General features: G+C 70.4%; 27 protein-coding genes and 1 riboswitch. Of the genes, 13 read left to right on the plus strand and 14 right to left on the minus strand.

What is annotated here, in order from left to right; all coding sequences use genetic code 11:
* Window positions 1–81: 81 nt before the first annotated feature.
* Both AB4Z01_RS02890 and AB4Z01_RS02895 read left to right on the plus strand, forming a co-directional pair.
* The gene (locus AB4Z01_RS02890; RefSeq protein ID WP_441690427.1) at window positions 82–444 is read left to right on the plus strand and encodes a type II toxin-antitoxin system ParD family antitoxin; all 363 of its coding nucleotides are present in this window, start codon (window positions 82–84) and stop codon (window positions 442–444) included.
* Window positions 428–742 carry a type II toxin-antitoxin system RelE/ParE family toxin gene (locus tag AB4Z01_RS02895; RefSeq protein WP_441690428.1) on the plus strand — a complete coding sequence of 105 codons (315 nt, stop codon included), beginning with the start codon at window positions 428–430 and terminating at the stop codon, window positions 740–742. The genes AB4Z01_RS02890 and AB4Z01_RS02895 overlap by 17 nt, the downstream gene beginning before the upstream one ends.
* Window positions 743–756: 14 nt before the next feature.
* Here the strand turns inward: AB4Z01_RS02895 and AB4Z01_RS02900 are convergent, their stop codons facing one another.
* The 9 genes from AB4Z01_RS02900 to AB4Z01_RS02940 all read right to left on the minus strand — a co-directional run bounded on the left by AB4Z01_RS02900 (window position 757) and on the right by AB4Z01_RS02940 (window position 8,128).
* Window positions 757–1,506: an ABC transporter permease gene (locus AB4Z01_RS02900; RefSeq protein WP_441690429.1), complete on the minus strand. Its 750-nt coding sequence runs from the start codon at window positions 1,504–1,506 to the stop codon at window positions 757–759.
* Window positions 1,503–2,297, minus strand: a complete 795-nt coding sequence (locus AB4Z01_RS02905) for an ABC transporter ATP-binding protein (protein ID WP_441690430.1) — start codon at window positions 2,295–2,297, stop codon at window positions 1,503–1,505. Before AB4Z01_RS02905 ends, AB4Z01_RS02900 begins: the two co-directional genes overlap by 4 nt.
* A gap of 8 nt (window positions 2,298–2,305) precedes the next feature.
* The gene (locus AB4Z01_RS02910) at window positions 2,306–3,322 is read right to left on the minus strand and encodes an ABC transporter substrate-binding protein (protein ID WP_441690431.1); all 1,017 of its coding nucleotides are present in this window, start codon (window positions 3,320–3,322) and stop codon (window positions 2,306–2,308) included.
* A gap of 14 nt (window positions 3,323–3,336) precedes the next feature.
* On the minus strand, window positions 3,337–3,777 hold the full coding sequence (locus AB4Z01_RS02915) for a VOC family protein (protein ID WP_441690432.1): 441 nt from the start codon (window positions 3,775–3,777) through the stop codon (window positions 3,337–3,339).
* Window positions 3,778–3,868: 91 nt separating this feature from the next.
* Window positions 3,869–4,732, minus strand: a complete 864-nt coding sequence (locus tag AB4Z01_RS02920) for a helix-turn-helix domain-containing protein (RefSeq protein ID WP_441690433.1) — start codon at window positions 4,730–4,732, stop codon at window positions 3,869–3,871.
* A gap of 132 nt (window positions 4,733–4,864) precedes the next feature.
* Entirely contained in the window at window positions 4,865–5,101 is a 237-nt protein-coding gene (locus AB4Z01_RS02925) for a tautomerase family protein (protein ID WP_441690434.1), read from the minus strand.
* Window positions 5,102–5,159: 58 nt separating this feature from the next.
* Complete coding sequence (locus AB4Z01_RS02930; RefSeq protein ID WP_441690435.1) at window positions 5,160–5,873, minus strand: SDR family NAD(P)-dependent oxidoreductase; 714 nt, start codon at window positions 5,871–5,873, stop codon at window positions 5,160–5,162.
* A gap of 145 nt (window positions 5,874–6,018) precedes the next feature.
* Window positions 6,019–6,936 (minus strand): LysR family transcriptional regulator, encoded by a 918-nt coding sequence (locus AB4Z01_RS02935; protein ID WP_441690436.1) that lies wholly within the window; start codon window positions 6,934–6,936, stop codon window positions 6,019–6,021.
* Between the two features lie 70 nt (window positions 6,937–7,006).
* Complete coding sequence (locus AB4Z01_RS02940; protein WP_441690437.1) at window positions 7,007–8,128, minus strand: winged helix DNA-binding domain-containing protein; 1,122 nt, start codon at window positions 8,126–8,128, stop codon at window positions 7,007–7,009.
* A 159-nt stretch (window positions 8,129–8,287) separates the two neighbouring features.
* On the opposite strand from AB4Z01_RS02940, the gene AB4Z01_RS02945 reads away from it, so the two are divergent.
* The 3 genes from AB4Z01_RS02945 to AB4Z01_RS02955 all read left to right on the plus strand — a co-directional run bounded on the left by AB4Z01_RS02945 (window position 8,288) and on the right by AB4Z01_RS02955 (window position 10,498).
* Window positions 8,288–9,268 (plus strand): S1C family serine protease, encoded by a 981-nt coding sequence (locus tag AB4Z01_RS02945; protein WP_441690438.1) that lies wholly within the window; start codon window positions 8,288–8,290, stop codon window positions 9,266–9,268.
* A gap of 8 nt (window positions 9,269–9,276) precedes the next feature.
* Window positions 9,277–10,071, plus strand: coding sequence for a helix-turn-helix domain-containing protein (locus AB4Z01_RS02950; protein WP_441690440.1), 795 nt, complete (start codon window positions 9,277–9,279; stop codon window positions 10,069–10,071).
* Between the two features lie 73 nt (window positions 10,072–10,144).
* Window positions 10,145–10,498, plus strand: coding sequence for a VOC family protein (locus AB4Z01_RS02955; RefSeq protein ID WP_441690441.1), 354 nt, complete (start codon window positions 10,145–10,147; stop codon window positions 10,496–10,498).
* Between the two features lie 205 nt (window positions 10,499–10,703).
* Here the strand turns inward: AB4Z01_RS02955 and AB4Z01_RS02960 are convergent, their stop codons facing one another.
* Together AB4Z01_RS02960 and AB4Z01_RS02965 are read right to left on the minus strand one after the other, a co-directional pair.
* On the minus strand, window positions 10,704–11,669 hold the full coding sequence (locus tag AB4Z01_RS02960; protein ID WP_441690443.1) for an OmpA family protein: 966 nt from the start codon (window positions 11,667–11,669) through the stop codon (window positions 10,704–10,706).
* 255 nt (window positions 11,670–11,924) lie between these two features.
* A complete protein-coding gene (locus AB4Z01_RS02965) occupies window positions 11,925–12,965 on the minus strand; it encodes a LacI family DNA-binding transcriptional regulator (protein ID WP_441690445.1) in 1,041 nt (346 codons plus the stop codon).
* A 219-nt stretch (window positions 12,966–13,184) separates the two neighbouring features.
* Here AB4Z01_RS02965 and AB4Z01_RS02970 point away from each other — a divergent pair, with 219 nt between their 5' ends.
* Genes AB4Z01_RS02970 through AB4Z01_RS02980 form a run of 3 tightly spaced genes read left to right on the plus strand, consistent with a single transcriptional unit; the run spans window position 13,185 to window position 17,344 of the window.
* Complete coding sequence (locus AB4Z01_RS02970; protein ID WP_441690447.1) at window positions 13,185–14,462, plus strand: ABC transporter substrate-binding protein; 1,278 nt, start codon at window positions 13,185–13,187, stop codon at window positions 14,460–14,462.
* Window positions 14,463–14,470: 8 nt separating this feature from the next.
* Window positions 14,471–16,138, plus strand: coding sequence for an acyltransferase (locus AB4Z01_RS02975; protein WP_441690449.1), 1,668 nt, complete (start codon window positions 14,471–14,473; stop codon window positions 16,136–16,138).
* Window positions 16,139–16,198: 60 nt separating this feature from the next.
* Complete coding sequence (locus tag AB4Z01_RS02980) at window positions 16,199–17,344, plus strand: acyltransferase family protein (RefSeq protein WP_441690451.1); 1,146 nt, start codon at window positions 16,199–16,201, stop codon at window positions 17,342–17,344.
* On the opposite strand, the gene AB4Z01_RS02985 is transcribed toward AB4Z01_RS02980, so the two are convergent.
* A complete protein-coding gene (locus AB4Z01_RS02985) occupies window positions 17,307–18,218 on the minus strand; it encodes a LysR substrate-binding domain-containing protein (protein WP_441690453.1) in 912 nt (303 codons plus the stop codon). The genes AB4Z01_RS02980 and AB4Z01_RS02985 overlap by 38 nt on opposite strands.
* A 73-nt stretch (window positions 18,219–18,291) precedes the next feature.
* Between AB4Z01_RS02985 and AB4Z01_RS02990 the strand changes: the two genes are divergently transcribed.
* The 3 genes from AB4Z01_RS02990 (at window position 18,292) to AB4Z01_RS03000 (ending at window position 19,447) form a co-directional block, all read left to right on the plus strand.
* Window positions 18,292–18,639, plus strand: coding sequence for an ArsR/SmtB family transcription factor (locus AB4Z01_RS02990; protein WP_441690455.1), 348 nt, complete (start codon window positions 18,292–18,294; stop codon window positions 18,637–18,639).
* 2 nt (window positions 18,640–18,641) lie between these two features.
* Complete coding sequence (locus AB4Z01_RS02995) at window positions 18,642–19,142, plus strand: SRPBCC family protein (RefSeq protein WP_441690457.1); 501 nt, start codon at window positions 18,642–18,644, stop codon at window positions 19,140–19,142.
* Between the two features lie 113 nt (window positions 19,143–19,255).
* The gene (locus AB4Z01_RS03000) at window positions 19,256–19,447 is read left to right on the plus strand and encodes a hypothetical protein (RefSeq protein ID WP_441690459.1); all 192 of its coding nucleotides are present in this window, start codon (window positions 19,256–19,258) and stop codon (window positions 19,445–19,447) included.
* On the opposite strand, the gene AB4Z01_RS03005 is transcribed toward AB4Z01_RS03000, so the two are convergent.
* Complete coding sequence (locus AB4Z01_RS03005) at window positions 19,410–20,021, minus strand: acetoacetate decarboxylase family protein (protein WP_441690461.1); 612 nt, start codon at window positions 20,019–20,021, stop codon at window positions 19,410–19,412. The two genes, AB4Z01_RS03000 and AB4Z01_RS03005, sit on opposite strands and share 38 nt — an antisense overlap.
* Before the next feature lie 107 nt (window positions 20,022–20,128).
* Window positions 20,129–20,318: riboswitch (cobalamin riboswitch) on the plus strand.
* 111 nt (window positions 20,319–20,429) lie between these two features.
* Here AB4Z01_RS03005 and AB4Z01_RS03010 point away from each other — a divergent pair.
* On the plus strand, window positions 20,430–23,327 hold the full coding sequence (locus tag AB4Z01_RS03010) for a ribonucleoside-diphosphate reductase subunit alpha (RefSeq protein ID WP_441690463.1): 2,898 nt from the start codon (window positions 20,430–20,432) through the stop codon (window positions 23,325–23,327).
* Between the two features lie 24 nt (window positions 23,328–23,351).
* Here the strand turns inward: AB4Z01_RS03010 and AB4Z01_RS03015 are convergent, their stop codons facing one another.
* Entirely contained in the window at window positions 23,352–24,962 is a 1,611-nt protein-coding gene (locus AB4Z01_RS03015) for a GMC family oxidoreductase (protein ID WP_441690465.1), read from the minus strand.
* Window positions 24,963–25,054: 92 nt separating this feature from the next.
* Here AB4Z01_RS03015 and AB4Z01_RS03020 point away from each other — a divergent pair, with 92 nt between their 5' ends.
* Window positions 25,055–25,954, plus strand: coding sequence for a LysR family transcriptional regulator (locus AB4Z01_RS03020; RefSeq protein ID WP_441690466.1), 900 nt, complete (start codon window positions 25,055–25,057; stop codon window positions 25,952–25,954).
* The last annotated feature ends 92 nt before the right edge of the window (window positions 25,955–26,046 follow it).

Here is a 26,046-nt window from a genome sequence, read left to right on the forward strand (position 1 = left end):
GCAGGCTGTCAAGCCATATGCGACGACATGGGGAGAGGGGTCCAGAATGCCAGACGTTTAGGGTCCGGCCTGGAATTGCGCGTGGCCGGCTTGCGTGCCTGGTATGAAGAATTCATACTGCGGGGGTCAGCCAGCCATCACAAGGACAGCGCGATGCCGTCCGTTGCGAAACGCACCTTCAGCCTGCCGCGTGAGCAGGCCGATTACATCGACTCACTGGTCGCTTCGGGCAACTATGCCAGCAGCAGCGAGGTGATCCGGGCCGGACTTCGGGCCTTGCAGGAACGTGATGCCGCGGTGGACCGCTGGCTGCGCGACGAAGTGGTGCCCGTGGCCACCGCCATGCAGGCCGCTCCTGGTCGGGCGATCGCAGCGGAGACGGTGTTCGGTGAGATCCGGGCCCTGCATCGACGGCGGGTGAAGTCCGGTGGCCGGGACTCATAGGGTCGTTTTCTCGCCCGAGGCGCGAGACGATCTGCTGCGGCTCTATCTCTTCATCGCCGAACGATCGGGAGAAGCCCGCGCGCTGGTCTATGTCGAGAGGATTGAGGCTTGGTGCCGAGGCCTCGCCACGTTTCCCGAACGTGGGCGGCGACGGGACGACCTGCTTCCAGGGCTGAGGGTGGCCGGCTTCGAAAGTCGTGTGGCGATCGCGTTCCACATCGCGCCGGGCTTGGTGACCTTGGACCGCATCCTCTATGGTGGGCGGGATCTGGATGCGCTGATAGAACAGCCGGATTGAGGCTGGTCCGCCGCCTACCGCACCCAGCGCCGGAAGCCCAGCCGCTCGACCAGCACCACCGCGCCGAACGCCACCAGCCCCATCGCCGCGGCGACGAAGACGGCGGCGAACAGGCGGTCGGCCTGGTAGTTGAAGGTCGCCTGGATGATCAGCGCGCCCAGCCCGGCATTCGACCCGATCCATTCGCCGACGATGGCGCCGATGACGCTGCCGGTGGCGGCGATACGCAGGGCGGTGAACAGCATCGGCAGCGACCGCGGCGCGCGCAGCCGCCAGAAGGTCTCCCAGCCGCTGGCCGACAGCACCCGCATCAGTTCGTGCTCGTTCGGGGTCGCCAGGGTCAGGCCGCGGACCATGGCGATCAGGGTGGGGAAGAAGCAGATCACCGCCGCGATCACCATCTTGGGCAGCAGGCCTAGCCCGAACATCAGGATGAAAATCGGCGCCAGGGCCAGCACCGGGATGGTGTTGAGGAACAGCACGATCGGGAAATAGGCGGCGCGGACCGGCCGGCTGTAGGTGAACAGGATCGCCAGCAGCACCGCCACCGTATTGCCCAGCAGGAAGCCCAGCACCGCCTCCAGCGCCGTCGGCCAGGCATTGGCCAGCAGCAGCGCCCGATCGGTCCAGAGCTTGCCGAACACCGCGGCCGGCGTCGGCATGATGAAGCCCGGCACGCCCAGCGCCGGCACGAGGAACTGCCAGACCATCAGGATCGACAGCGCCCCCAGCGCCGGCCATAGGATGTCGCTGGGGCGGGTCATGCCGGCGACCCCATCGCCAGCAGCCGGCGCAGATGGGCGGCGACGGCGGTGATCTCGGGCGCGTCGCGGTCGCAGCGGCCCACCGCATCCTTCAGCGGCCGCAGGTCGACGATCTCCAGCACCCGGCCGGGATGGGCGGCCAGCACCAGCACCTGCTGGCCCAGATACACCGCCTCGGCGATGCTGTGGGTGACGAAGACCACGGTGGAGCCGGTGCGCCGCCACAGCGCCAGCAGCTCGTCGTTCAGCCGGTCGCGGGTGATCTCGTCCAGCGCGCCGAAGGGCTCGTCCATCAGCAGGATGCGCGGCCGGGACAAGAGGGCGCGGGCGATCGCCACGCGCTGGCGCTGGCCGCCCGACAGCTGATCCGGCATCCGCTCCGCCAGCTCGCTGAGGCCGAGCAGGACCAGGAGGTCGTCCGTCGCCAAACCGTCGGGGCGGGCCGCCCGGCCCCGGCCGACCTGCAGCGGCAGCTCGATATTGGCGCGAACGCTGCGCCAGGGCAGCAGGGTCGGATCCTGGAACACGAAGCCGATGTCGCGGCGCACCCGGGCCGCATGCGGCGGGCCGCCCAGCACCGTGATCTCCCCGCCCAGCGGCGCCAGCAGGTCGGCCACCACCCGCAACAGGGTCGACTTGCCGCAGCCTGACGGCCCGAGAATGGTCAGGAAGCCGCCCTGCGACACGTCCAGGTCGACGCCGTCCAGCACCGGCACCGCGCCGAAGCCATGCCCGGCCGCCGGATAGCCGATGGCGAGACCCCGGCAGCAAATCGCGGTGTTGGTTTCCAACCGCCCCGTCACCCCAGCTTCGGCCGGTCGGCTGCGGTCATCTCCAGGATCGCGCTCGACCAGCATTCTTCCGGCTTCGGCGCGCTGCCCTGAAACTGGCCGATAGCATCGTAGATCCGCACCTGCTCGGCGATCGCGGCCGGGTCGAACCAGCCCCAGCCCTTCGCCTCGGTATCGGCGTCGAAGCTCAGCTTCAGCACCAGATCGACCGTTGCCTGCTCGGTCCCGCGGTCCAGCTGCGGATAGGCGTCGACGGTCAGGTCCACCGCCTCCTTCGGATGCGCATGGGTCCAGGCCCAGCCCTTGGCCACGGCGCGCAGGAACTTGGCCAGCACCTCGGCATTCTCGGCCAGCGCCTGATCGGTGGCGAAATAGACGTTGGAGTAGGAGGGCAGGCCGGTGTCCTTCATCATCAGGTCGATCCGATCCGGCCCGATTACCGACAGCGCCTGGGTGTTGGTGATCCAGCCGGTGACGGCGTCGACCTGGCCCGTGACCAGAGGCGTCATGTCGAAGCCGATATTGGTGATCTGCATCTGGGCCGGGTCGATCTTGTTCTGCGCCAGGATCGCGTCCAGCACGAAGCGCGCGGTCGGCTGGATGCCGATGCGTTTGCCGATCATGTCCTTGACCGAGCGGATCGGCGCCTTGGGCAGGGAGTAGAAGGCGAAGGGGCCGGAGCGGTAGCCGCAGGCGATCACCTTGACCGGCACGCCGGAGCCGCGGGCCAGCAGCAGCTGCGCGGAATCGGAGAACTGGCCCAGCGCCGCCTGGCCGGTGACGACCGGCGGCACGGTGGCGGAATTCGGGCCACCGGGCGAGAACTCGACCGCCAGCCCCTCGGCCTCGAACAGCCCCTGCTTCAGCGCCACCACGTCGCCGATCTGGCCGTTGCTGATGAGCCAGTCGTATTTGATCACGACCCTGGCGGCCTCGGCCCGACCCTTCGGGATCCTCAGCGCGATGCCGGCGCCGAAAGCGGCGATGCCGGCCAGGACGGTGCGGCGGTCGAAGGCGGTGCTCATCGCGGTAACCTCCGTCAAGCAGCCGGGCTTTCGACGTCGCCCACAGGGCCGCCGTCGAGCCAAGCATAGATCTCCCACAGATTGTCGTCCGGGTCGGTGAAATAGGCGCAGCGCGCATTCCACGGATAGTCCGCCGGCGGCCGGGTGAACGGCACGCCGAGCGCGTTCAGCTCGTCATAGACGGTGTCGACCGTCGCGGGCGAGGGCAGCTCGGCCGCGGCGCAGGCCTTGTGCACCTGCGGCGGGGCGCGGCGGGCGGAGACGCCGGTGTGCTCGGCGATGTGGCCGATCTCCCACAGCGCCAGGGTCAGCCCGGCGCCCTTGAAGTCGGCGAAACCCGGGGCGCGGCGGCGCCGCTTGAAACCCAGCTTGTCGATGTAGAAGGCGGCTGCCCGCTCGACATCCTCGACCAGGAAGCAGACATCGGTGATCGGGTGGGCCTGGGCGAAGGGCATGGCGGTCTCCGAGCGGTCTCGGCCCGATCATGCTGCCGGCCACCGCTGCCCTTCTTTCGCAATCCTGCGGTTTCGTTGCGGGAACTTGCGGTCACCCCTCCGACCGGTAGCGTGCTGGGGTGGTGCCGATGGCGCGGCGGAAGGCGGTGGAGAAATGCGCCTGGCTGGCGAAGCCGGCGCGATAGGCGATCTCGGCCAGCGCCAGGTCGGGCCGCGCCAGCAGCGCCTTGGCCCGCTCGACCCGTCGCGCCAGCACGAATTGGTGCGGCGCGCGGCCGGTCGCGGCCTTGAAGGCACGGCTGAAGTGGAACGGGCTGAGCCGGGCGATGGCGGCGAGCTCGGCCAAGCTCAGATCGCCGTCCTCCAGCGCATCCTCGATGTGGTCCAACACACGGCGCAGCCGGTCCGGCGACAGCGCGTCGGGCCGCTCCGGCCGCAGCGCCGGGCGATGGGATAGAAGACGGAGGGTGCAGACGGCGAACGACAAGCCCAACTGCTCCGAGAGCAGCGGGTCGGTCGCCTCCGGCCGTCGTGCCAGCTCGGCCAGCGCCAGGGCGACATGGATCGTCACCGGGTCGGCGGCGACCAGCATCTCGCCGTCCTCGAACTCGGCCGGGCCGAGCTCGCGGCCGATCCGGCGATAGGCCTCGGGCGGCTGGAAGATCGAGATGTAGTCGGCGCCKTCGCCATCGACGAACAGCGGCAGCCCGGCCGGCTGCACCCCCAGCGTCCAGGGCGGCCGCGCCACCCGCCGCGTCGGCCCGTCGCCGATCCGGAAGGCATAACGCCCATGGCCTGTGCGATTCAGCGACAGACGATGCAGCGCGCCGCGCGAATCCATCTGCCCGGCATCGCTGTGGTAGCATTCCACCGTGATGTCCGGCCGCGCTGCCGCCGCATAATCGTGCAGCGCCGGCCGGCTGATGGCGAAGACCGAAGGGTCGAGACCGCCCATCCCATGCTCTCCCTGCCTGCCCAGTCCGCGGCTCTCGCGGCCACGGTCCCGAGCCGCCGTTCCTGCCTCGGAACGACGCAAGCAGCATGCCAGACGGGGGCGGGCAGGACCATCGGCTCGCCCGCTGGGAGCTCAGCCTGACTTGGCCGCGAGCTGCCGGCGATACTGCGCGACCGGCAGCCCGCCGACGCCCCAATTCTCCATCGGCACCTCCTCGATCACCACGAAGGTGGCGTCGAGCGGCTTGTTCAGGACGTCGAGCAGCAGCTGGCTGACGCCCTTGATCAGGGCGGCCTTCTCCTCCGCCGTCACCGCGCTGCGGTCGGGCGACGACCCTTCCCGGGTCACCTGGATGGTCACCATAGGCATGACTGGTCTCCTCCTTGGCAGGGACGGCGGCGGCGCTGTGCCGCCGCCGTCCTGATTGTTACCAGCGGCCGGCGTTCTGGCCGCCATCGACATGCAGGATCTCGCCAGTGACGAAGCCGGCATTCTCCAGGAACAGGACCGCGTCGACGATGTCGCGGATCTCGCCCATCCGGCCCACCGGGTGCAGCTTGCCGAAGGCTTCATGCGTCTCAGCCGGATGCATCGGCGTCTTGATGATGCCGGGCGACACGGCATTCACCCGGATGCCCTGGGTCGCGTATTCGATCGCCAGCGCCTTGGTGGCCGAGTTCAGGCCGCCCTTGGTCAGCGAGGCGAGCACGGCGGGCACGCCGGCGATCGGCTGGTCGACCAGGCTGGTGGTGATGTTGACGATGTGGCCCGAGCCCTGCTTCAGCATCGCCGCCGCGGCGCGCTGCGAGACGTGGAAGAAGCCGGCCAGGTTGACCGACAGGACCGCGGCGTAGTCCGCCTCGGTGTAGTCGGTGAAGGGCTTGGCGATGAAGATGCCGGCGTTGTTGACCAGCGTGTCGACCCGGCCGAAGCGGGCCAGGCCTTCCTCGACCACTCGGGCGGCGGTGCGTGGGTCGGCGATGTCGCCGTCGACCGCGAGGATGTCGGGATCGCTGCCCTGGCGGATCGAGCGGGAATTGGCGACGACCCTGTAGTTCAGGTCGCGATAGGCCTGGACCAGGCCAGCGCCGATGCCCTGCGAGGCGCCGGTGATGATGGCGACCTTCCGTTCGGTACCCATGATGTGTCTCCGATCATGCAGCGGCCGGAGGTTCTCCGGTCGGCCGGGCCACTGCGGCGCCGGTGCCGATGTATTTACGGCCTGCCGCCGGTCGTTCGAATAGGCGTCATCCGGGAGACACTGTTGCGCGAGACGGAATGCCGGATCAGGGGTCGGGGGTAAGGCGGGCGAACCGGGCCTTCAGCCGCGGCAGGGCGAAATCGACGAAGGCGCGGACCTTCGGCACCGACAGGCGCCCCTCCGGGGTGATGATGTGGACGGGCAGCGGCGCGGGCTCGGAATCGGCCAGCACGATCTTCAGCCGGCCGGCCCGGATCTCCTCGCCGACATGGTAGGAGAACAGCCGGGTGACGCCGTGGCCTTCGGCGGCGGAGACGACCGCCGCCCGGACGCTGTTGACGATCAGCCGCGGGGCGAACTGCACCGTCCGGGCGGTGGTCGATCCGGGCGCCGGCGGGAAGCTCCAGGAATCGGTGCCGAAATGGGTCATCGAGACGACCCGGTGCCGGGCTAGGTCGGCCGGCTCGTCGATCCGCGGATGCTGCGCCAAATAAGAGGGGGCGGCCGCCACCACCCGGCGGACCTCGCCGACCCGCACCGCGACCAGGGTCGAATCCGGCAGATGGGCGATGCGCAGCGCGGCGTCGATGCCTTCGTCGACCAGGCCGACCGGCCGGTCGAGCAGCAGCAGCCGGGCCGAGACGGCGGGATAGGCGTCGAGGAACGCGTCCAGGATCGGCCGCAGCACGTCCTCGCCGCTGATCAGGGGCGCGGTCAGGGTCAGCAGGCCACGCGGCGCCGCCCGCTCGCCGGCGGCCAGCATGTCGGCCTCTTCCAGGTCGGTCAGCACCCGCCGGCAGGCCGCGGCATAGCGCTCGCCGGCCTCGCTCAGCCGGATCGAGCGCGTCGTGCGGTGCAGCAGCTGCACCCCGACATGGGTCTCGAGGAAGGCGATGGCCCGGCTGACCGCGGCCGGCGAACGGCCCAGCCGCCGCCCGGCGCCGGCCAAGCTGCCGGTGTCGAGGGCCGAGACGAACACGCGCATGGCGTCGATCCGGTCCATCATTCTTCCCGGATGTGGAACAGCGAACGCCCGAGCCTAGGCATTCCCGCGTTCGGTGCAAAGGCCGGGCCTAAGCCACGGCCTCGATCCGTACCTCGCGGCTCTTGGCGCCCTCGGCGACGAGGTCCAGCAGCCTCTCGCCCTCCTCGGTCACTGCCGCGGCCTGCGGCTTCGGCAGCGGCTCGAAGGCATCGATCCGCAGCACCGCGGCGCCGCGGGCCTGGGTCGCTTTCCAGCGGCCGCGCACAAAGCCGTCCACCAGCAGCACCGGCGGCATGAAGTTGCCGTAGACCAGCGGGCGGTGCCGCTCGGCAATGACATGCTCGCGCTCGGCGTGGGACAGCAGCAGGTTGTCGTATTCCGGCAGGAAGCGCGGCGGCGCCGGCACGTCCGGGCCCGGTCGCGGCGCGTCCGGCAGGTCGAACAACTCGCGGCCGTTCTCGTCGCTGAAAGTCACCAGCTTCGGCCGCAGCTCATCGACCACGGGCTGCAGCCGGGTCAGCCCCGACCAGGTCTGCATGTCCTGCACGCTGGCCGGGCCGAAGGCAGCCAGATAACGCAGCAGCATCGGCTCCGGCGCCGTGCCGGTGCCCAGCGATTGCTGCAGCCAAGCCTCGGCCGTGGTGCACAGCGGCAGGCCGCCGATGCCCCACAGCCCGCGCGGCGGCACCTGCACCAGGGGCGCCAGGTTGCGCATGGCGTAGGACAGGGACTTGGCGTCGCGGTCCGGCCACTGCTTCTGCAGCAGCCGCCCCATCTCCTCGACCGTGCGCGGCTGGTCGACCAGCAGGCGCCGCCCGGCCGCCACCACCGCCTCGAGGTCCAGCCCGGCCAACGCCTTGCCATAGGGCGTGCCGGTCATCAGCAGCCGTTCCTGTAGCGCCTGCAGCACCGGGCGCAGCGCCCGGCAGTCGCGGGCGGTGACGAGGTGGATGGTCGACCGCATCAGGGCGATGCGCACCACCTTGCGGTCGCGGATCAGCCCGGCGAGATCCTCCAGCTCGAACCGCTCCAGCCGGCTCCACAGCCCGACATAGCCGGCGGTCGGGGATTGCGACTGCATCCCGACCAGCCGCTCGATCGCCTCGGCCGCGGTCGTCTTCCAGCGCTGCAGCAGCCCCTGCCGGGCCAGCAGCGCCCGGTTGCGGCTGCGCCGGTCCATCACCTCCGCCGCCGCATCTCCCTTCGCCATGCGTCCCCCGATCGCCTCGAATCCGGGCGCCAGCCTGTCCCGGATCGGCGACAGGGCACAAGCCGCGGCGTCCGGCCGATCCGTCTCGGGGCTTGCATCCGGCCCGCCAGGGCGTCGAGAATTGGGGGACTATCCCGCCCGACACCCATGGAGGCCGCGATGGCCCTCGGACCGGACGACTGGGAAGTGCCCGTGCGGGCGCAGCCCGATCCCGACGACTATGCCTTCGACCTCGACCGCGCGCTCGACGCCGTGGTCGGCCTGACCGCGCGCGTCCCGCCCGACGCCTTCACCGCTGGTACGCTGGGCACCGAGCGGTCCGGCAACGGCGTGGTGATCCGCGACGACGGCATCGTGCTGACCATCGGCTACCTGATCACCGAGGCCGAGGAGGTCTGGCTCACCACCAACACCGGCCGGGTGGTGCCCGGCCATGTGCTGGGCTACGACCAGTCGACCGGCTTCGGTCTGGTCCAGGCGCTGGGCCCGCTCGGCGTGCGGGCGCTCGAGCCCGGCTACGCCCGCGACGCCGAGCCCGGCACCGAGGTGGTGATCGCCGGCGCCGGGGGCCGCCGCCGGTCGCTGGCCGGGCGGATCGTCGCCCGCCAGGAATTCGCGGGATATTGGGAATACGTGCTGGACGACGCCATCTTCACCGCGCCCGCCCATCCGCATTGGGGCGGCACCGCGGTGATCGGCCCGGGCGGCGACCTGCTCGGCATCGGCTCGCTGCAGATCCAGCACCAGGCGGAGGGCGGTCGGGTGCTGCCGCTGAACATGGTGGTGCCGATCGACCTGCTGCAGCCGATCTTCGACGACTTGGCCACGCTCGGCCGCGCCGACCAGCCGCCGCGCCCCTGGCTCGGTCTGTTCGCGACCGAGGATGAGGGCCGGGTGGTGGTGGTCGGCTTCGCCGGCAACGGCCCGGCCAAGCGGGCGGAGCTGCGCGAGGGCGATGCCGTGCTCGCGGTGGACGGCGAGGCGGTCACCGACCTGGCCGGCTTCTTCCGCGCCGTCTGGGCGCTGGGCGAGGCCGGGGTCGAGGTGCCGCTGACGCTTGACCGCGAGGGCGATGTGTTCGACGTCAGCATCCGTTCGGCCGACCGCGCCCGCGTGCTCAAATCGGCGAAGCTGCATTAGGGACCGGGATGCGGCCCGGCGATCCGGTCCTGGCCAAGCGTGCCGGCCTCTATCGCGAAGGCCGGCCGGCGCCGGCGCTGGCGCCGCACCTGCTGTGCCGCTGGGTCCATGTGATCCCGCAGGGCCCGGCCCTGCCGGTCGCGGTGGTGCCGGATGGCTGCGTCGACCTGCTGTGGGTCGGCGACCGGCTGGTGGTGGCCGGGCCGGACCTGACCGCGGCGCATCCCGTGCTGCCGCCCGGCGACCCGGTGTTGGCCGTGCGCTTCCGTCCCGGCGCTGCGCTGCGCTGGCTCGGCCTGCCGATGTCGGAGATCACCGGCAGGCAGGTCGATCTGCAGGAGTTCCGGCCCTGGGCGCGCGAGCTGGCCAACCGGATCGGCGAGGCGCGGACGACGGCGGAGCGTATGGCCCGGCTCGAGGCCGGGCTGGCCCGCATCGCTCCCGAGATCGGCCTGCCGGCGCCGGAGATGGCGCTGGCCTTCCGCTGGCTCGGCCAAGGCGCGGAGGAGGCGGGGCTGGCGGCGCTGCGCGACCGGCTCGGCATCAGCGAGCGCAGCCTGCGCCGGCGCTGCCACGAGGCCTTCGGCTACGGCCCCAAGACGCTCGACCGGATCCAGCGCTTCCAGCGCTTCCTGCGGCTGGTGGCGGCGGGCGAGGAGCCGGGGCTGTCGGCCCTCGCCGCTGCGGCCGGATACTCCGATCAGGCTCATCTGACGCGCGAGACACGGCGCCTGTCCGGCTTGACCCCGGCGGCGATCGTCGGCCAGCTCACCGCCGGCACGGAGAACCGCGCGGCCGCCTGACTGGCCGTTCCGTTCAAGACCGCCCGCGCCGGCCATGCCACGCTCGCGCTGAAACAGAGACAGGAGGACGCCCATGGCCAGCCCCGGCAACGATCGCCGCATTGATTACATCGAGTTCGCCGTCGCCGATATTCCGCGGTCGCGCGACTTCTACGGCCGCGCCTTCGGCTGGAGCTTCACCGATTACGGTCCCGGCTATTGCGAATTCGACGACGGCCGGCTGAAGGGCGGCTTCGCCCAGGGCAGTCCGGCCAAGGCCGGCGGCCCGCTGGTGATCCTCTATGCCGAAGACCTCGCCGCGACGCAGCAGCGGCTGGAGCAGGCGGGCGGCCGGGTGGTCAAGCCGATCTACAGCTTCCCCGGCGGCCGGCGTTTCCACTTCCAGGACCCGGACGGCTACGAGCTCGCCGTCTGGTCCGACCGTTAGAGACCGTTTGGAAATGCTACTGGTGCGGCCGTCTGGAGGCGGTTTCTCCGCTTCCGGTGCTCACGGACCCAAACGTCCGCTCCGCGCCGGTTCTCGACACCACCCCCAGCCGACTCACACCAGCGCATTTCCAAACGGTCTCTTAGCGCGAAAAGAGGGWAGGGGGCCGAGGCCCCCTTCCGGTCGTCCTTAGTTCACGACGATCTTAGTTGACGACGATCTCGACCCGCCGGTTCTGCGGCTCGCGCACGCCGTCGGCGGTCGGCACCAGCGGATCGGCCTCGCCGACGCCGCGGGTCACGATCTCGCTGTCGGCGACGCCATCGGAGACCAGCTCGCGGCGGACCGCCTCGGCCCGGCGCACCGACAGGGCCTGGTTGTACTTGTCCGAGCCCGAGCGGTCGGTGTGGCCGGTGACATCGATCCGGGTGCTCTTACCCTGCAGCGCGTCAGACGCGGCGGAGCCGACGATCTGCTTGGCCTCCGGCGTCAGCTTCGAGCTGTCGAAGTCGAAGAATACCAGGTAGCTGCGGGCCTGGGTGACCTCCTGGACCTGCTCCGGCGGCGGCGCCTCTTCCGCGGCGCCGAAGGTGTAGCGCAGGCCGACCAGGACGGTGTGGTTGTTGTCGTCGTCCGACTTGATCCGGACGCCGTTGTCCTTGAACACCGGCCCGGTGTTGCCGAGGTAGCGGTATTCGAGGGTCGCGGCCATGTTCGGCGCGAAGTTGTAGGCCACGCCGGCGATGCCCTGGTAGGCGAGCTGCGCCTTGGTCGAGCTGAAGTAGTTGCCCGGACCGCTCGGGTTGAAGTCGGCATCCACCAGCGCCACGCCGATGCCGGCGCCGATATAGGGCACGAAGGGCGACCCGAAATCGAAATCGTAGTAGCCGTTCGCCATCAGGCCGTAGGTGGTCTGGTGGTTGTTGCCGTCGTGGCTGTTCTCCCGGATGCTCGCCTCCAGGTCGGTGCGGAAGCCGTTGCCGAAGCCATAGCCGACATAGAGGTTGCCGGCCGGTCCGACATCGTAATCGTCCTTGTTCAGGCCGTTGCCCTGGAGGAAGTTGGCGCCCGCTCCGGCGCCGACATAGAGGCCGTCCACCTGCTGCGCCACGGCCGGCGTCGCGGCGAGCAGTGCGGCTGCCCCTGCGGCGAAGACGATGCGTTTGCTCATTCCTGACTCCACGAATTTCTCGCTTAGGATTTCGGTCTCGAATCTCGTCCCAGGCCAGACGATACAGAGGCATACGTGCTTGAATGTATGCCAAAATGGCGCGCAGCGGCATTGTCGCACCTTGAAGCGACGTCGATCCGTCATACGGAAACAGGCGGGGAATGGACGAAAGCTGCAAAAGCGCAGGAACGGCAAGGTGTCGGCTGGAGCGTGGCCATCCGGCAACACCGTTCCGGGATTGCCGGCGGGCGGGCTTCAGCGCCGCGGCGGTGCAGTGCTGGCGCGGACGATCAGGCGGTACGGCACCTCGACGCCGCGTTTCGGCCCGGCGACTCCGGCCAGCCGGTCGGCCAGCAGGCGCATCGCTTCGAAGCCCAGCCGCCGGCTCGGCTGGTCGATGGTGGTCAGCGGCGGGTCGGTGACGGCGGCGAAGTAGATGTTGTCGAAGCCGACGATCGAGATGTCCTCCGGCACCCGCAGCCGTGCCTGCTTGATGGTGCGGATGGCGCCCATGGCGATCTCGTCGCTGCCGCAGAACACGGCGGTCGGCGGTTCGGGCAGCGCCAGCAGCTCCGCCATCTCCTCGGCCCCGGTGGCGATCGAGAACACGCCGTAGCGCACCAGCTCGGGCCGCAGCTCCAGCCCCGCCTCGGCCAGGGCCGCGGCATAGCCGTCGAAGCGCTTGGGCGTCGCCGTGGTCGCGGCAGTGCCGCCGATATGGCCGATCCGGCGGTGGCCCAGCCCAATCAGATGGCGCGTCGCCTCCCGCCCGCCGGCCCGGTTGTCAATCTCGACCACCGGCACGCCGGCGGCGGCGACCGGCTCGATCACCGCCACCAGGCGTTGCTGCAGGGCCGGGGCCTTCAGCGGCTCCGGCAGCCGCCCGCCCAGCAGCAGCATGCCGTCGACCGCGCCGGTCAGCAGCTGCCGCGCATGCTCCTCCGCCCGCGCCGGGTCGCCGGCGGTGTTGCCGATCAGCACGTGGAAGCCGGCCGCCACCGCCGCCTCCTCGGCGCCCAGCAGCACCGAGGCGTGGAACGGGTTGGCGATGTTCGGCACCATCACGAACACCTGCCGCGCCTGCTGCAGCCGCAGGCTGCGGGCCATGCGGTTGACGACGTAGCCGGTGTCGCGCACCGCCGCCTCGATCCGCACCCGGGTCTCGCCGGTCACCCGCGGCGATCCCGCCAGGGCACGGCTGACCGTCGCCACCGACACGCCGGCGATGCGGGCGATATCGGCCATGCGCGGCCGGCCATCCTCGGGCGCCGGCGGCAGGCTGCGGCTGCGGCTCACGGCCGAATCTCGGAATCCTGGATCATGCCCCGGACGATGCCCCGGAAAAGCGGTGCGGGCCAAGGGGTGCGATCGGCCCAGTCCGACCAAGGGGGCCCAACCAAGGGTGGATTGCGAATTGACAGCGGCCGCATTCCCCGGTTCACTTGTAACCAACTGGTTACTTCTCGGGCAGGCACAACTGCCCGGATCGTCGAGAATCCAGCAAGGGAGGGTGCGATGTCGACTCCGATCGGGCGCAGATCCGTGTTGGCCGGGGCGTTGGGCTTGGCGGGGGCGGCGGCGCTGCCGGCCGCCCTGCGGGCCGAATCGGAACGGCTGCGCGTCGTCTGGTGGGGCAATGACGACCGCACCCGCCGCACGCTCGAGGTGCTGAAGCTGTATCAGGCCAAGGCGCAGGGCGCCGAGCTGGTGGGCGAGGTCAGCAATGCCGAATACTTCCCCAAGCTCGCCACCCAGCTGGTCGGGCGCAACGCTCCGGACATCTTCCAGCTCGAGCCCGGCAGCTTCGCCGATTTCGTCCAGCGTGGCGCCACGCTGCCGCTCGACGATCTGATGCCACAGCCGATCGACACCAGCGGCATCAGCCGCGACCTGCTCGACCTCTGCTCCCTCGACGGCAAGGTCTGGGGCATCCCGCACGGCCTGAACTCCTTCGCCCTGATGTACGACACCGCCGTGTTCAAGGCGGCCGGCATCGCCCCACCCGATGAGAAGACCAGCTGGGACGACTATGCCGACCGGATGGCCGAGCTGACCAAGGCGGCGGGGCGCGACCAGTACTGGGGCTCCTGCGACGCCAGCGGCTACGGCTACGCCTTCCAGGTCTGGCTGCGGCAGCGCGGCGCCGACCTGTTCACCGCCGACCGGACGCTCGGCTTCAGCCAGGACCATGCCGCCGAGTGGTTCAGCTACTGGGACAAGATGCGCCAGCGCGGCGGCTGCGTGCCGGCCGACATCGCGGCGCTCAGCCCGGATTCGACCATCACCCAGATGCCGCTGATCCAGGGCAAGGCGGCGACCAGCCTGGCCTTCTCCAACCAGATCGTCGGCATGCAGTCCGCCACCCAGGTGCCGCTGGCGCTGACGATGTACCCGAATGGCGGCCCGGGGGCGAAGCCGGGGCAGTTCTACCGGCCGGCCACGTGCTGGTCGATCTATGCCCGGTGCAAGGCGCCGGAGGCAGCGGCCGGCTTCATCGCCTTCTTCCTCAGCGACCCCGAGGCCGTCAAGGTGCTGGGGGTGGAGCGCGGCGTGCCGATGGCCCCGGCCGTGCGTGAGCTGATCCTGCCGACGCTGAAGCCGGTGGAGCGCGCCACGATCGACTACGTCAACTTCATCGCCGACAAAGTCGGCCCCTATCCGCCGCCGCCGCCCAAGGGGTCGCAGCAATTCGGCCGGGTGATGAAGCGGGTGGCGGACACGGTCGCCTTCGGCAACGCCTCGATCAGCGACGGCGCCGCCCATCTGATCGCCGACGCCGGCGCTATTCTCTGAGAGGTTCGATGTCGGTCCCAGACGCCCGCCCGGTGGAGGAGTTCGACTCCCATCCCTGGCGGTTCGAGAGCCAGGCCACGGAGGCGCAGCGCCGCGCCCAGGCGGCCTTCGTCGCCGAGCTGGCGCGGCGCCTGCCGTTGCAGCTCGGCGTGGGCTGCTACCTGTCGCCCCAGGCCTATATCTTCCCCGACAGCCTGGCGCTGGGCGACGGTTGCGTCGTCGCCGCCGGGGTGCGCCTGCATGGGCAGCTGACCGCCGGCGACCGCTGCTCCTTCAACCTGCATTGCTCGGTGATCGGCCAGGTGCGGATGGGCTCCTGGGTCCGCATCGCCGCCGGCGCCATGATCGCCGGCTTCGACCATGTGTCGGAAGATCCGGAGACGCCGATCGCGCAGCAGGGCGTGTCGACCAAGGGCATCGAGATCGGCGACGACGTCTGGATCGGCGCCAACGCCGTGGTCACCGACGGGGTGCGGATCGGCAGCCACTGCATCGTCGCCGCCGGGGCGGTGGTCACCCGCGACGTGCCGGATTACGCGCTGGTCGGCGGCAACCCCGCCCGGGTGATCCGCGACCGGCGCCGGCCGCGCGGCGCGCCCCCGGCCGATGCGTTACTGGCCGAGGTCAGGGTGTTCGACACCCGGATCGCGGAGGAGTGGCCAGCGATTCTCGCCGGCCACGTCGCGCCGCCCGGCCAACCCTGCTGGTACGGCGACCCGCGAAACGCCGGAAACGCACCGTTCCGCGCCGATTGCGATGCGGTCCAGATTGCGGCGATGTTCGGCGCCGTGCCGCCGCCCTTCGATCGCGAGGACTGGATCGCCCGCCTGCGGGCGCTGCAGGATCCGGACACCGGGCTGTGCTTCAACCCGGACACGCCGGCTGCGGTGCGCCGCGACCCGCCGGCCGATCCCGGCGGCGACAACCTCTACAACATCCTCTGCGTCGGCTATGCGCTGGAGTGCCTGGGCGCCGCCTTCCGCCATTCCGTCGCCTGGGCCTCGCGGCTCGACTCTGCGGCGCTGCAGCGGGCGCTCGACGGTCTGCCCTGGGCCGAGCACGGCTGGTCCTCCGGCGCTTGGATCGATGCGCTGGGCACCGCCTATCATCTCAACGCCCGCCACTTCGGGGATCCGGGCCAGCTCACCACGCTGATCGGCTGGCTGACCACCCGGGCCAGCGCGGCCACCGGGCTGTGGAGCGGCCCGGTCGGCGACGACTGGCTGCAGCCGGTGAACGGCTTCTACCGGCTGACGCGCGGCACCTACGCCCAGTTCGGCCTGCCGCTGCCCTGGCCGGAGCGGACGATCGATTCCGTGCTGGCCCATCTCCGCCGGAACGGCGGGTTCCAGAACACCGGCTTCAACGCCTGCAACGTGCTCGACGTGGTGCACCCGCTGATGCTCTGCGCCCGCCAGACCGGCTATCGTGCAGCGGAGATCACGGAGGCGCTGCGCCTGCTCCTCGCTGCCGCGCTCCGGCACTACCAGCCCGGCCGCGGCTTCGCCTTCAGCCGCGGCGAGGCGCCGGGGCTGCAGGGGACGGAGATGTGGCTGTCGATCATCGCCCTGATCCTGACCCATCTCGGCCTGTCCGATGCCGCGAGCTTCCGGCTGGTTGGCGTGCATCGCTGGGGCCCGGCCCTGCCGGCCGACCGGATCTGGCCGCAGCGCTAGGACACGGTTCCGCCATCTTGGTCTGCAGCATGGGCCGCGCGGCGGAATTGGGGCAGGGCCATGCGTGACACCGGGCGAAACGACGCCGTCGACCTGCTGCGCGGGCTGTCGATCATCCTGGTGGTGCTGTTCCACATCCAGCTGCGCATCCCGTTCGAGGCCTCGGCGATCGGCGCGATGCTGCCGCGCGAGGCCTTCAACCTCCTGTTCCGCAGCGGCTACTACGCCGTCGTCGTCTTCTTCGTGATCTCGGGCTTCCTGATCACCTCGACCGCACTGCGCCGCTGGGGATCGCTCGGCGCCGTGCCGGCCGGGCCGTTCTACCTGATGCGCTTCGCCCGGATCGCGCCCTGCCTGGTGGCGCTGCTGCTGGTGCTGGCGGTGCTGCATCTCGCCGGCGCCGGCGGCTTCGTCATCGAGACGGTGTCGCTCGGCCGGGCGCTGCTGGCGGCGGCGACCTTCCACCTCAACTGGCTCGAGGCCGAGACCGGCTACCTGCCCGGCGCTTGGGACGTGCTGTGGTCGCTGTCGGTGGAGGAGGCGTTCTATCTCTGCTTCCCGCTGCTCTGCCTCGCGGCGCGGCGGCCGGCGGTCTTCGTCCTGGCCATGCTTGCCTTCGTGGTCCTCGGCCCCTTCGCCCGGGTCACCGTCAACGAGATCTGGGCCGACAAATCCTGGCTCTCCGGCGCCGACGGCATCGCGCTGGGCTGCCTTGCCGCCGTCGCCGCGCACTGCCTGCCGATCAGCCGATCGGCCGGCCGCGCCTGCCTTGCCGCCGGGCTGGCGCTGACCCTGCTGGTCTTCGTCTTCCGCCGCCAGGTCTTTCAGCTCGGCCTCACCGATCTCGGGCTGAACGTCACGCTGCTGGAGACCGGCATCGCCCTGATGCTGGTGGCGCTTCGCGGCCAACGCTGGGGCTCTCCGGTGCGGCGGCTGACGGCGCCGCTGCGCTGGTTCGGCCGCAACAGCTACGAGGTGTACCTGACCCATATGCTGGTGCTGACGCCGCTGGCGCCGCTCTTCGCCGCCACCGGCCAGGCACCCAACACGGCGCCGTTCTGGTTCATCGGCCTGCTGGCGCTGTCCGGGCTGGCGGGGGCGATCGTCGCCCGGCTGTGGTCCGAGCCGCTGAACCGCGCCATCCGCTCCCGTTTCGCCGGGCCGGAGCTCAGCTCCACACGCCAGACACCGGCCGCGCCCGCTTAGCCGTCAGCTCCGAGTCAAGCCAGGCGCGGAACAGCTGCACCTTGCGCTGCCGCGACCGGGATTCGGTGGTGACGAACCAGTAGGCGATCTCGGTCGGCGCCGCGATCGGGAAGGGGCGGACCAGCCGTCCGTCCGCCAGCGCGTCGGCGGCGATCAGCTGCCAGGCCATGAACACGCCCTGGCCGGCCACCGCCGCCTCGATCGCCGGGATCGGGTCGGTGTAGGACGGGCCGGACAGGCGTGGCGGCGACGCCACCCCGGCGGCGGCGAACCACTCGGCCCAGGAGATCAGCGAGCCCTCGTCGCGGATCACCGGCACCGTCGCCAGGTCGGCCGGGCGCTTCAGCCGCGCGGCCAGCGCCGGGGCGCAGACCGGGAACACGGTCTGCGGGATCAGCTTCTCGGCCAGCGCCCCGGTCCAGCCGCCGCGGCCCATGCGGATGGCGCAGTCGATGTCGCCCAGCGCCAGGTCCAGCACGTCGGCGGTGGCGACGAAGCGCAGCTCGATCTCCGGATGGGCGCCGGTGAAGCGCGACAGCCGCGGCACCAGCCAGCGCGCGGCGAAGGCGCTGCCGGTGGTGACGGTCAGGATGCCGGCGCGCTCGACCGCCAGCGCGGCCATGGCGTCGGCCAACATGCGGAAGCCGGCGTCCAGCATCGGCCGGATCCGCCACAGCTCCGCGGTCGGCACCAGCCCGGTCGGGGTACGCTCGAACAGCATCACGCCCAGCCGCGCCTCGGCCCGACGGATGTGCTGGCTGACCGCGCCCGGCGTCACCCCCAGCTCCTTCGCCGCGGTCGACAGCGAGCCGCCGCGTGCCACCACCGCGATGGCGCGCAGCGCGTTCAGCGGAATCGGGAAGGGCGAGGCCATGCCCCTTCTTGATCGGACCAGAGAGGGCTGTCCAGGTGTTGACTCGTTAATACCTTACTGGTTATATAACCATATGGTTTTTGAAGACTCGCTCACCCTCAAATTCGCTGCGCTCGCCGACCCCACCCGGCGCGCCATCCTGCTCCGCCTGTCGCGGGGCGAAGCCACGGTGTCGGAGCTGCAGGCCCCGTTCCGGATCAGCCAGCCCGCCATCTCCAAGCACCTGAAGGTGCTGGAGGGGGCGGGGCTGATCGAGCGCGGCCAGGCCGCCCAGTCGCGGCCGCGGCGCCTCAACCACCAGGCGCTGAAGGAGACGGTCGAGTGGTTCGAGCACTTCCGGAACCTCTGGAACGACAGCTTCGACCGCCTCGAGGCGCTGCTCGAAGCCGATCCGACGCCCGAACCCAAGAAGGAAGACTGACGATGAGAACCGCCACCGCCGACACCGAATTCGTCATCACCCGCCTGTTCAAGGCGCCGCTCGCCCGGGTCTGGCAGCATTGGACGAGCGCCGAGCGGATGTCGCAATGGTTCGGCCCGAAGGGCGTGATCACCACCGTCAAGACCCTCGACCTGCGGCCGGGCGGGATCATGCATGCCCGTATGGACCAGCCCGGCGGCGGCCGGATGTGGGCGAAGTTCGTCTATCGCGAGGTGGTCGAGCCGTCGCGCTTGGTCTGGGAGCACTCCTTCTCGGACGAGCAGGCCAACATCGTCGAGTCCCCCTTCGGCGGGCCCTGGCCGCTCAGGATCCTGTCGACCGCGACCTTCACGAAGGAGGGGGCGGGCACCCGGCTCCGGCTGGTGTGGACCCCGCTCGACGCGAGCGCGGAGGAGCGGCAGGCCTTCACCGAGATGCTCGACTCGATGACCGAAGGCTGGGGCGGCACCTTCGACAAGCTGGACGAGGCGCTGGCAGGTTAGGCCGACCCCGGTGGACTCTATGGAGATTTTCTATAGTCTCGGAGAGACACTGTCCATCGCAGCCGCCGGCCGGCGGATCTATCTCTTGGAGAAGATCTGCCGAGGAGGCTGCGATGTTCTCCTTCCTGCGGCGCCGGGATGTCCGGCGCCGGGCCGACGGCGCCGAGGCGCTGCTGGCCATGACCCCGCGCGAGCTGGCCGACCTGCCCTTCTGGGCCGAGCCGCCGCAGCCGGATTGCGCCGACGGTGCCCCGGCGGCGCGCCCGCTCACAGCCCGAACCGCGCCTCGGCGTCTGCCAGCGTGACGGCGAGGAACGGCCGTCTTCCGGCCAGGATCGCCAGCGGCCCCGTTGGCGGGAAGACCCAATCGATCCCGCCGAGGCCCGGCCGGCCGGTGGCGGCGGCGCGCGTGATCCGGATGCCGCTTCCATCCGGCTGCAGCACCAGCAGCGGCACCGGCAGGCGCAGCGGCAGGATGCGTTCCGGCCGGTCCGCAAAGATCGCCACAGGCCCCTGTGGGTCGGCCAGCGCCGTCCGCCCGTTCACGCTCTCGAACCGGCCCAGCCGCTTCGGGATCGCCCACAGTGTCCGGCCACCGGCAAGGGAGGCGGGACTGTCGACCCAGGCGGCGGTGATCGCGACCCCGATCCGGCGCCCCAGCCGCACCGGCACCGCCACCACCAGCTCGGCATAGGTCAGGTCGCCGGCCGGCTGCCACTCGGCCCGCACCGTCGCCAGCAGCGCGCTGCGGCCCCAGCCCAATGGCCTGGCCCCGTCCGGCAGCGGTCCCGGCAGCGCCGCCCGCGGCACCCGCCACAGCGCTGCGTGGACCGTGCCGCGCAGCCGCCAGGGCGGGGAAGGGTAGGGAGCATCGATCATGCTGGAGACAGAGTCCGAGATTTCAGGCGGCGAGTCCAAAACGCACTTGGATTGCGAAGTTCGCGACGGCTCCAACTAGGTATTGACGGAAACCGGCGGAAGGACGTCTATATCTAGACATCACGGGCAACCAAGGGAATCCGGTGYGCCGCTGGTCGGCAAGGCCGGAGCTGCCCCCGCAACTGTAAGCGGCGAGTCGGTTCGTCGTTCGGGCCACTGGCGGGCAACCGCTGGGAAGGCCGGACGATCCGACGGCGACCCGCAAGCCAGGAGACCGGCCTGTGATCACGTAGTGCGTCCTCGGGCGGGGTGACCCGGCGGTGCGATGAGCGAGATGCGCCGGCCTGCCGGCGCGTTGTCGACTCCGCATCTTCGGCCCAAGCCCCAATACGATCATGGGGTTTGCCGATGTCCGTCCTCCTCGAATCCGACCGCGCCCTCGCCGGCGCACCCGCCGTCCCGGCCCCCCGTGCCGCCGCCGAGCCTGCCTATCAGGTGATCCGCCGCAACGGCGCCGTCACCGCCTTCGACGAATCCAAGATCTCGGTGGCGCTGACCAAGGCCTTCCTGGCGGTCGAGGGCGCCGGCGCCGCGGCCTCGCGCCGGGTGCATGACATCGTCGAGGGGCTGACCGCCCAGATCGTCGGCGCCCTGGCCCGCCGGGCCGATCACGGCCGCACCTTCCACATCGAGGAGGTGCAGGACCAGGTCGAGCTGGCGCTGATGCGCGGCGAGCACCACAAGGTCGCCCGCGCCTATGTGCTGTATCGCGACGAGCGGTCGCGCGAGCGCGCCGCCGCCAAGGTCGAGGCGTCGCCGGTGGCGCCGGCGCTGCATGTCACCGCGGCCGACGGCAGCCGCGCGCCGCTGGACCAGGCGCGGCTGGTCCGGCTGGTCGAGGAGGCCTGCGCCGGCCTGGACGATGTCGCCGCCGCGCCGGTCCTGGCCGAGACCCGGCGCAACCTCTATGACGGCATCAGCGAGGCCGAGCTGGCCCTGGCGCCGATCATGGCCGCCCGCACCCTGATCGAGACCGAGCCGAACTACAGCCAGGTCAGCGCCCGGCTGTTGCTCGACCTGTTGCGGCACGAGGCGCTGAGCTTCGCTTACGGCCGGCCGACCCGCGCCACCCATGCCGAGATGGCGCAGGGCTATGCCGAGTACTTCCCGGCCTATGTCAAGAAGGGCATCGCGGTCGACCTGCTGGATCCGGAGCTGGCGCGCTACGACCTGAAGAAGCTCGCCGCGGCGCTGAAGCCGGAGCGCGACCTGCAGTTCCAGTTCCTCGGGCTGCAGACGCTGTACGACCGCTACTTCCTGCAGACCGGGGGCATCCGCTTCGAGCTGCCGCAGGTGTTCTTCATGCGCGTCGCCATGGGGCTGGCCGCGCGCGAGATCGATCGCGAGGCGCGGGCGATCGAGTTCTACGACCTGATCTCCTCCTTCGACTTCATGTGCTCGACGCCGACGCTGTTCAACGCCGGCACGCCGCGGCCGCAGCTGTCCTCCTGCTTCCTGACCTCGGTGGCGGACGACCTGGACGGCATCTTCAAGGCGGTGAAGGACAACGCCCTGCTGTCGAAATACGCCGGCGGCCTGGGCAATTCCTGGACCCGGGTGCGCGGCCTGGGCGCCCATATCCGCGGCACCAACGGCCAGTCGCAGGGCGTCGTCCCGTTCCTGAAGGTCGCCAACGACACCGCCATCGCGGTGAACCAGGGCGGCAAGCGCAAGGGCGCGGTCTGCGCCTATCTCGAGACCTGGCACGTCGACATCGAGGAATTCCTCGATCTGCGCAAGAACACCGGCGACGACCGGCGCCGCACCCACGACATGAACACCGCCAACTGGGTGCCCGACCTGTTCCTGCAGCGGGTCGAGGCCGACGGGCCCTGGACCCTGTTCTCGCCGGACGAGGTGCCCGACCTGCACGACCTGTACGGCCCGGCCTTCAAGACCGCCTACGAGGCCTATGAGGCCAAGGCCGCGCGCGGCGAGATCCGGGTGCACAAGCAGGTCCGCGCGCTCGACCTGTGGCGCCGCATGCTGACCATGCTGTTCGAGACCGGCCATCCCTGGGTGACCTTCAAGGACCCCTGCAACATCCGCTCGCCGCAGGGCCATGTCGGCGTCGTGCACTCCTCGAACCTGTGCACTGAGATCACGCTGAACACCTCTGATGACGAGGTCGCGGTCTGCAACCTGGGCTCGATCAACCTCGCCAACCACATCGGCGAGCGCGGGCTCGACCGGCAGCGGCTGGAGCGCACTATCCGCACCGCGATGCGGATGCTGGACAACGTCATCGACATCAATTTCTACACCATCCCCGAGGCGCGCCGGTCGAATCTGCGGCACCGTCCGGTCGGGCTCGGCATCATGGGCGTCCAGGATGCGCTGCAGGCGCTGCGCCTGCCGGTCGCCTCCGACGCCGCGGTGCGCTTCGCCGATGAGAGCATGGAGGTGATCAGCTTCCTCGCCATCGAAGCCTCGGTCGATCTGGCGGCGGAGCGCGGGCGCTACCCGTCCTTCGACGGCTCGCTGTGGAGCCGCGGCATCCTGCCGATCGACTCCGTCGAGTTGCTGGCCGAGGCGCGCGACGGCGTGCTCGACCTCGACCGTTCCACAAGCCTCGACTGGAGCGGCCTGCGTGAGCGGGTGCGCACGGTCGGCATGCGCAACTCCAACACCATGGCGATCGCGCCGACCGCGACCATCTCCAACATCTGCGGCGTCGCCCAGTCGATCGAGCCGGCGTTCCGCAACCTCTACGTCAAGGCCAACATGTCGGGCGACTTCACGGTGGTGAATCCCGGCCTGGTCCGTGACCTCAAGGCGCTCGGCCTGTGGGACGAGGTGATGATTTCGGACCTGAAGTATTTCGACGGCAGCCTCGGCGCCATCGACCGGGTGCCGGACGACCTCAAGGCGCTCTACGCCACCGCCTTCGAGATCGACGCCTCCTGGCTGGTCGAGGCGGCGGCCCGGCGCCAGAAATGGATCGATCAGGCGCAGTCGCTGAACCTCTACATCGCCAACCCGAACGGCCGGAAGCTGGACACGCTGTACCGGCTGGCATGGAAGCGCGGGCTGAAGACCACCTACTACCTGCGGGCGATGAGCGCGACCCATGTCGAGAAGTCGACGCTGAAGGGCACCGACGGCAAGCTCAACGCCGTCTCCGCCCCGGGGCCGGTCACGACCGCGCCGATCGTCGCCGCACCGGCCCCGGATGAGCTGGTGCTGACCGACGGGGCGCCGATGGTGTGCCCGATCGACGACCCGACCTGCGAAGCCTGCCAGTAGCGGTTCCGGCAGATCCTCGGCGTCTCAGCGCGCGGCGTCGAGGATCATCGCCGCGCCCTTCTCCGCGATCATGATGGTGGGGGAGTTGGTGTTGCCCGAGGTGATCGTCGGCATCACCGACGCATCGACCACCCGCAGGCCGGCGATGCCCCGGACGCGGAGGAAGCCGTCGACGACGGCCATCGGATCGCCGTCGACACCCATCCTGGCGGTCCCGACCGGGTGGAAGATGGTGGTGCCGACATCACCGGCCGCCGCGATCAGCTGCGCGTCGGACTGCAGCTCCGGGCCGGGCCGCAGCTCCTGCGGCGAATAGCGGGCCATGGCCGGCTGCCGCATGATGTGCCGCACGATCCGGATCGAATCGGCCGCGACCTGGCGGTCCTCCGCCGTCGCCAGATAATTGGGTGCGATGACGGGCGGGGCCGCTGGGTCGCTTGACCGCGCATGGATCGAGCCGCGGCTGCTGGGGCGGAGATTGCACACGCTGGTCGTGATCGCCGGGAACGGATGCATGCTGTCGCCGAACTTGTCGAGCGACAGCGGCTGGATGTGCATCTGCAGGTTGGGCGTCTCGTACTGCGCTGCCGAGCGGGTGAAGGCGCCGAGCTGCGACGGCGCCATGGTCATCGCCCCGCGCCGCAGCAGGGCGTATTCGGCGCCCATCAGGCCGCGGCGCAGCAGCGACCGGTACTGCATGTTCAGCGTCGGCACGTTGGCGACCTTGAAGATCGGCCGCAGCTGCAGGTGATCCTGCAGGTTCTCGCCGACGCCCGGCAGGGGACGCACGACCTCGATGCCGAGCTGCCGCAGCCGATCGCCGTCGCCGATGCCCGAACGCTCCAGCAGGGCAGGGGTCGCCACCGCGCCGGTCGCGACGATCACCTCCACCCGCGCCCGCAGCAGGCGTTCCTGCCCGTCCTGGCAGATGACGACGCCGGTTGCCCGGCCATCCTCGACGATGACTCGCTCGGCGATCGCCTGGGTGAAGACCGCGAGGTTCGGCCGCTTCAGCGCCGGCTGCAGGAATCCCCGCGCCGCGCTCCAGCGTCGGCCCCGCTTCTGGTTGACGTCGAAATAGCCGCAGCCCTCGTTGCTGCCGGTGTTGAAATCGGCCGACCGCGGGATCCCGGCCTGCTCCGCCGCGCCGATGAATGAGTCCAGGACCTGCCAGCGCAGCCGCGGCCGGTCCACCCGCCACTCCCCGCCGGCGCCATGGAGGGCGTCGGCGCCGCGCCAATGGTCCTCGTGCTTGCGGAAGACGGGCAGCACGTCGTCCCAGCCCCAGCCGACCAAACCCCGCTGACGCCAGCCGTCATAATCCGCCGCCTGGCCGCGCATGTAGATCATGGCGTTGATCGCGGAGCAGCCGCCGAGCACCTTGCCGCGGGGATAGGCGAGATCGCGGCCGTTGAGGCCGGGGACGGGCTCGGTCCGGAACAGCCAGTCCGACCGCGGATTGCCGATGGCGAAGAGATAGCCGACGGGGATGTGGAACCAGATCCAGTCGTCGCGCCCGCCGCCCTCGACCAGCGCCACCCGATAGCGCCCGCTCGCGGACAGGCGGTTGGCCAGCACGCAGCCGGCGGACCCTCCGCCCAAGACGATGAAGTCGAACTCCTGACCGCCGGCCATCGCCATCCTCCCATTGCTGCCATTGCATTACTGGGAGAATTTGATCAGCAATACGGGAATGTTCCCCAAGGGCCTGTGCGATTGTGAACAGCGTGCATCGCTATGACTGGAACGACCTGAGGTTCTTCGTCGAGGTGGCGCGGCACGGGACGCTGAGCGGCGCCGCCCGTGCCATCGGCAGTGACCATGCCACGGTGAGCCGGCGCGTTGCTGCGCTGGAGCATGCCCTGGGATCGGCGTTGTTCCACCGTAGCCCGGTTGGCTACATGCTGACCCCGGCCGGCGCCGAGCTGCTGCCGCATGCCGAACGGGTCGAGACCGCGGCGCGAGAGGCGACGGAGGCCCTCGGCCGGCCGCAGGCCGGGCTGGTCGGCAAGATCCGCTTGGCCACGCCCGACGGTTTCGGCAACCACTTCCTCGCCCGGCATCTGGGCGAATTCGCCTCGGCCTATCCGCAGCTGACGATCGAGCTGGTGACCGTCTCGCAGATCCTGTCGCTGTCGCAGCGCGAGGGCGATTTGTCAGTGACGCTGGCGCCGCCGGCCCGGGGCCGCTTCCAGACCGAGCGGCTGACCGAATACGACCTCGCGATCTATGGCGAGGCCGGCTATCTCGCCGAGGCCCCGCCGATCCGGACCCGGCAGGATCTGCGCGGGCACCGCTTCATCGGCTATGTCGACGACCTGATCTTCACACGCGAGCTGGACTATCTCGGCGAGGTCCTGCCGGGCCTGGCCGTGCCGCTTCAGGCGACGAGCCTGCTCGGGCAGCTGAACGCCGTCCTGCGGGGCGACGGGCTGTGCGTCCTACCGCGGTTCATCGCGCAGCAACACCCCACCCTGGCCGCGGTCCTGCCCGGCGAGGTCAGGCTGCGCCGGAGCTATTGGGTCAGCGCCCATCAAGAGCACATGGACCTGCCGCGAATCAGGGTCCTGCGGGACTTCATCCGCCGCTGCGTCGAGCGGCATGGCGACTTCCTGACGGATCAATAAGAACGCTCCCGAATGCCGGGCGCCTGCTGCCGGCCGTGCCCCGACGCGCATCCGGCGGCTTACAATTATCGGCCGCCGAGCCTATATTCTCT

It is taken from the genome of Inquilinus sp. YAF38, from assembly GCF_052113205.1.
Lineage (GTDB): Bacteria > Pseudomonadota > Alphaproteobacteria > DSM-16000 > Inquilinaceae > Inquilinus.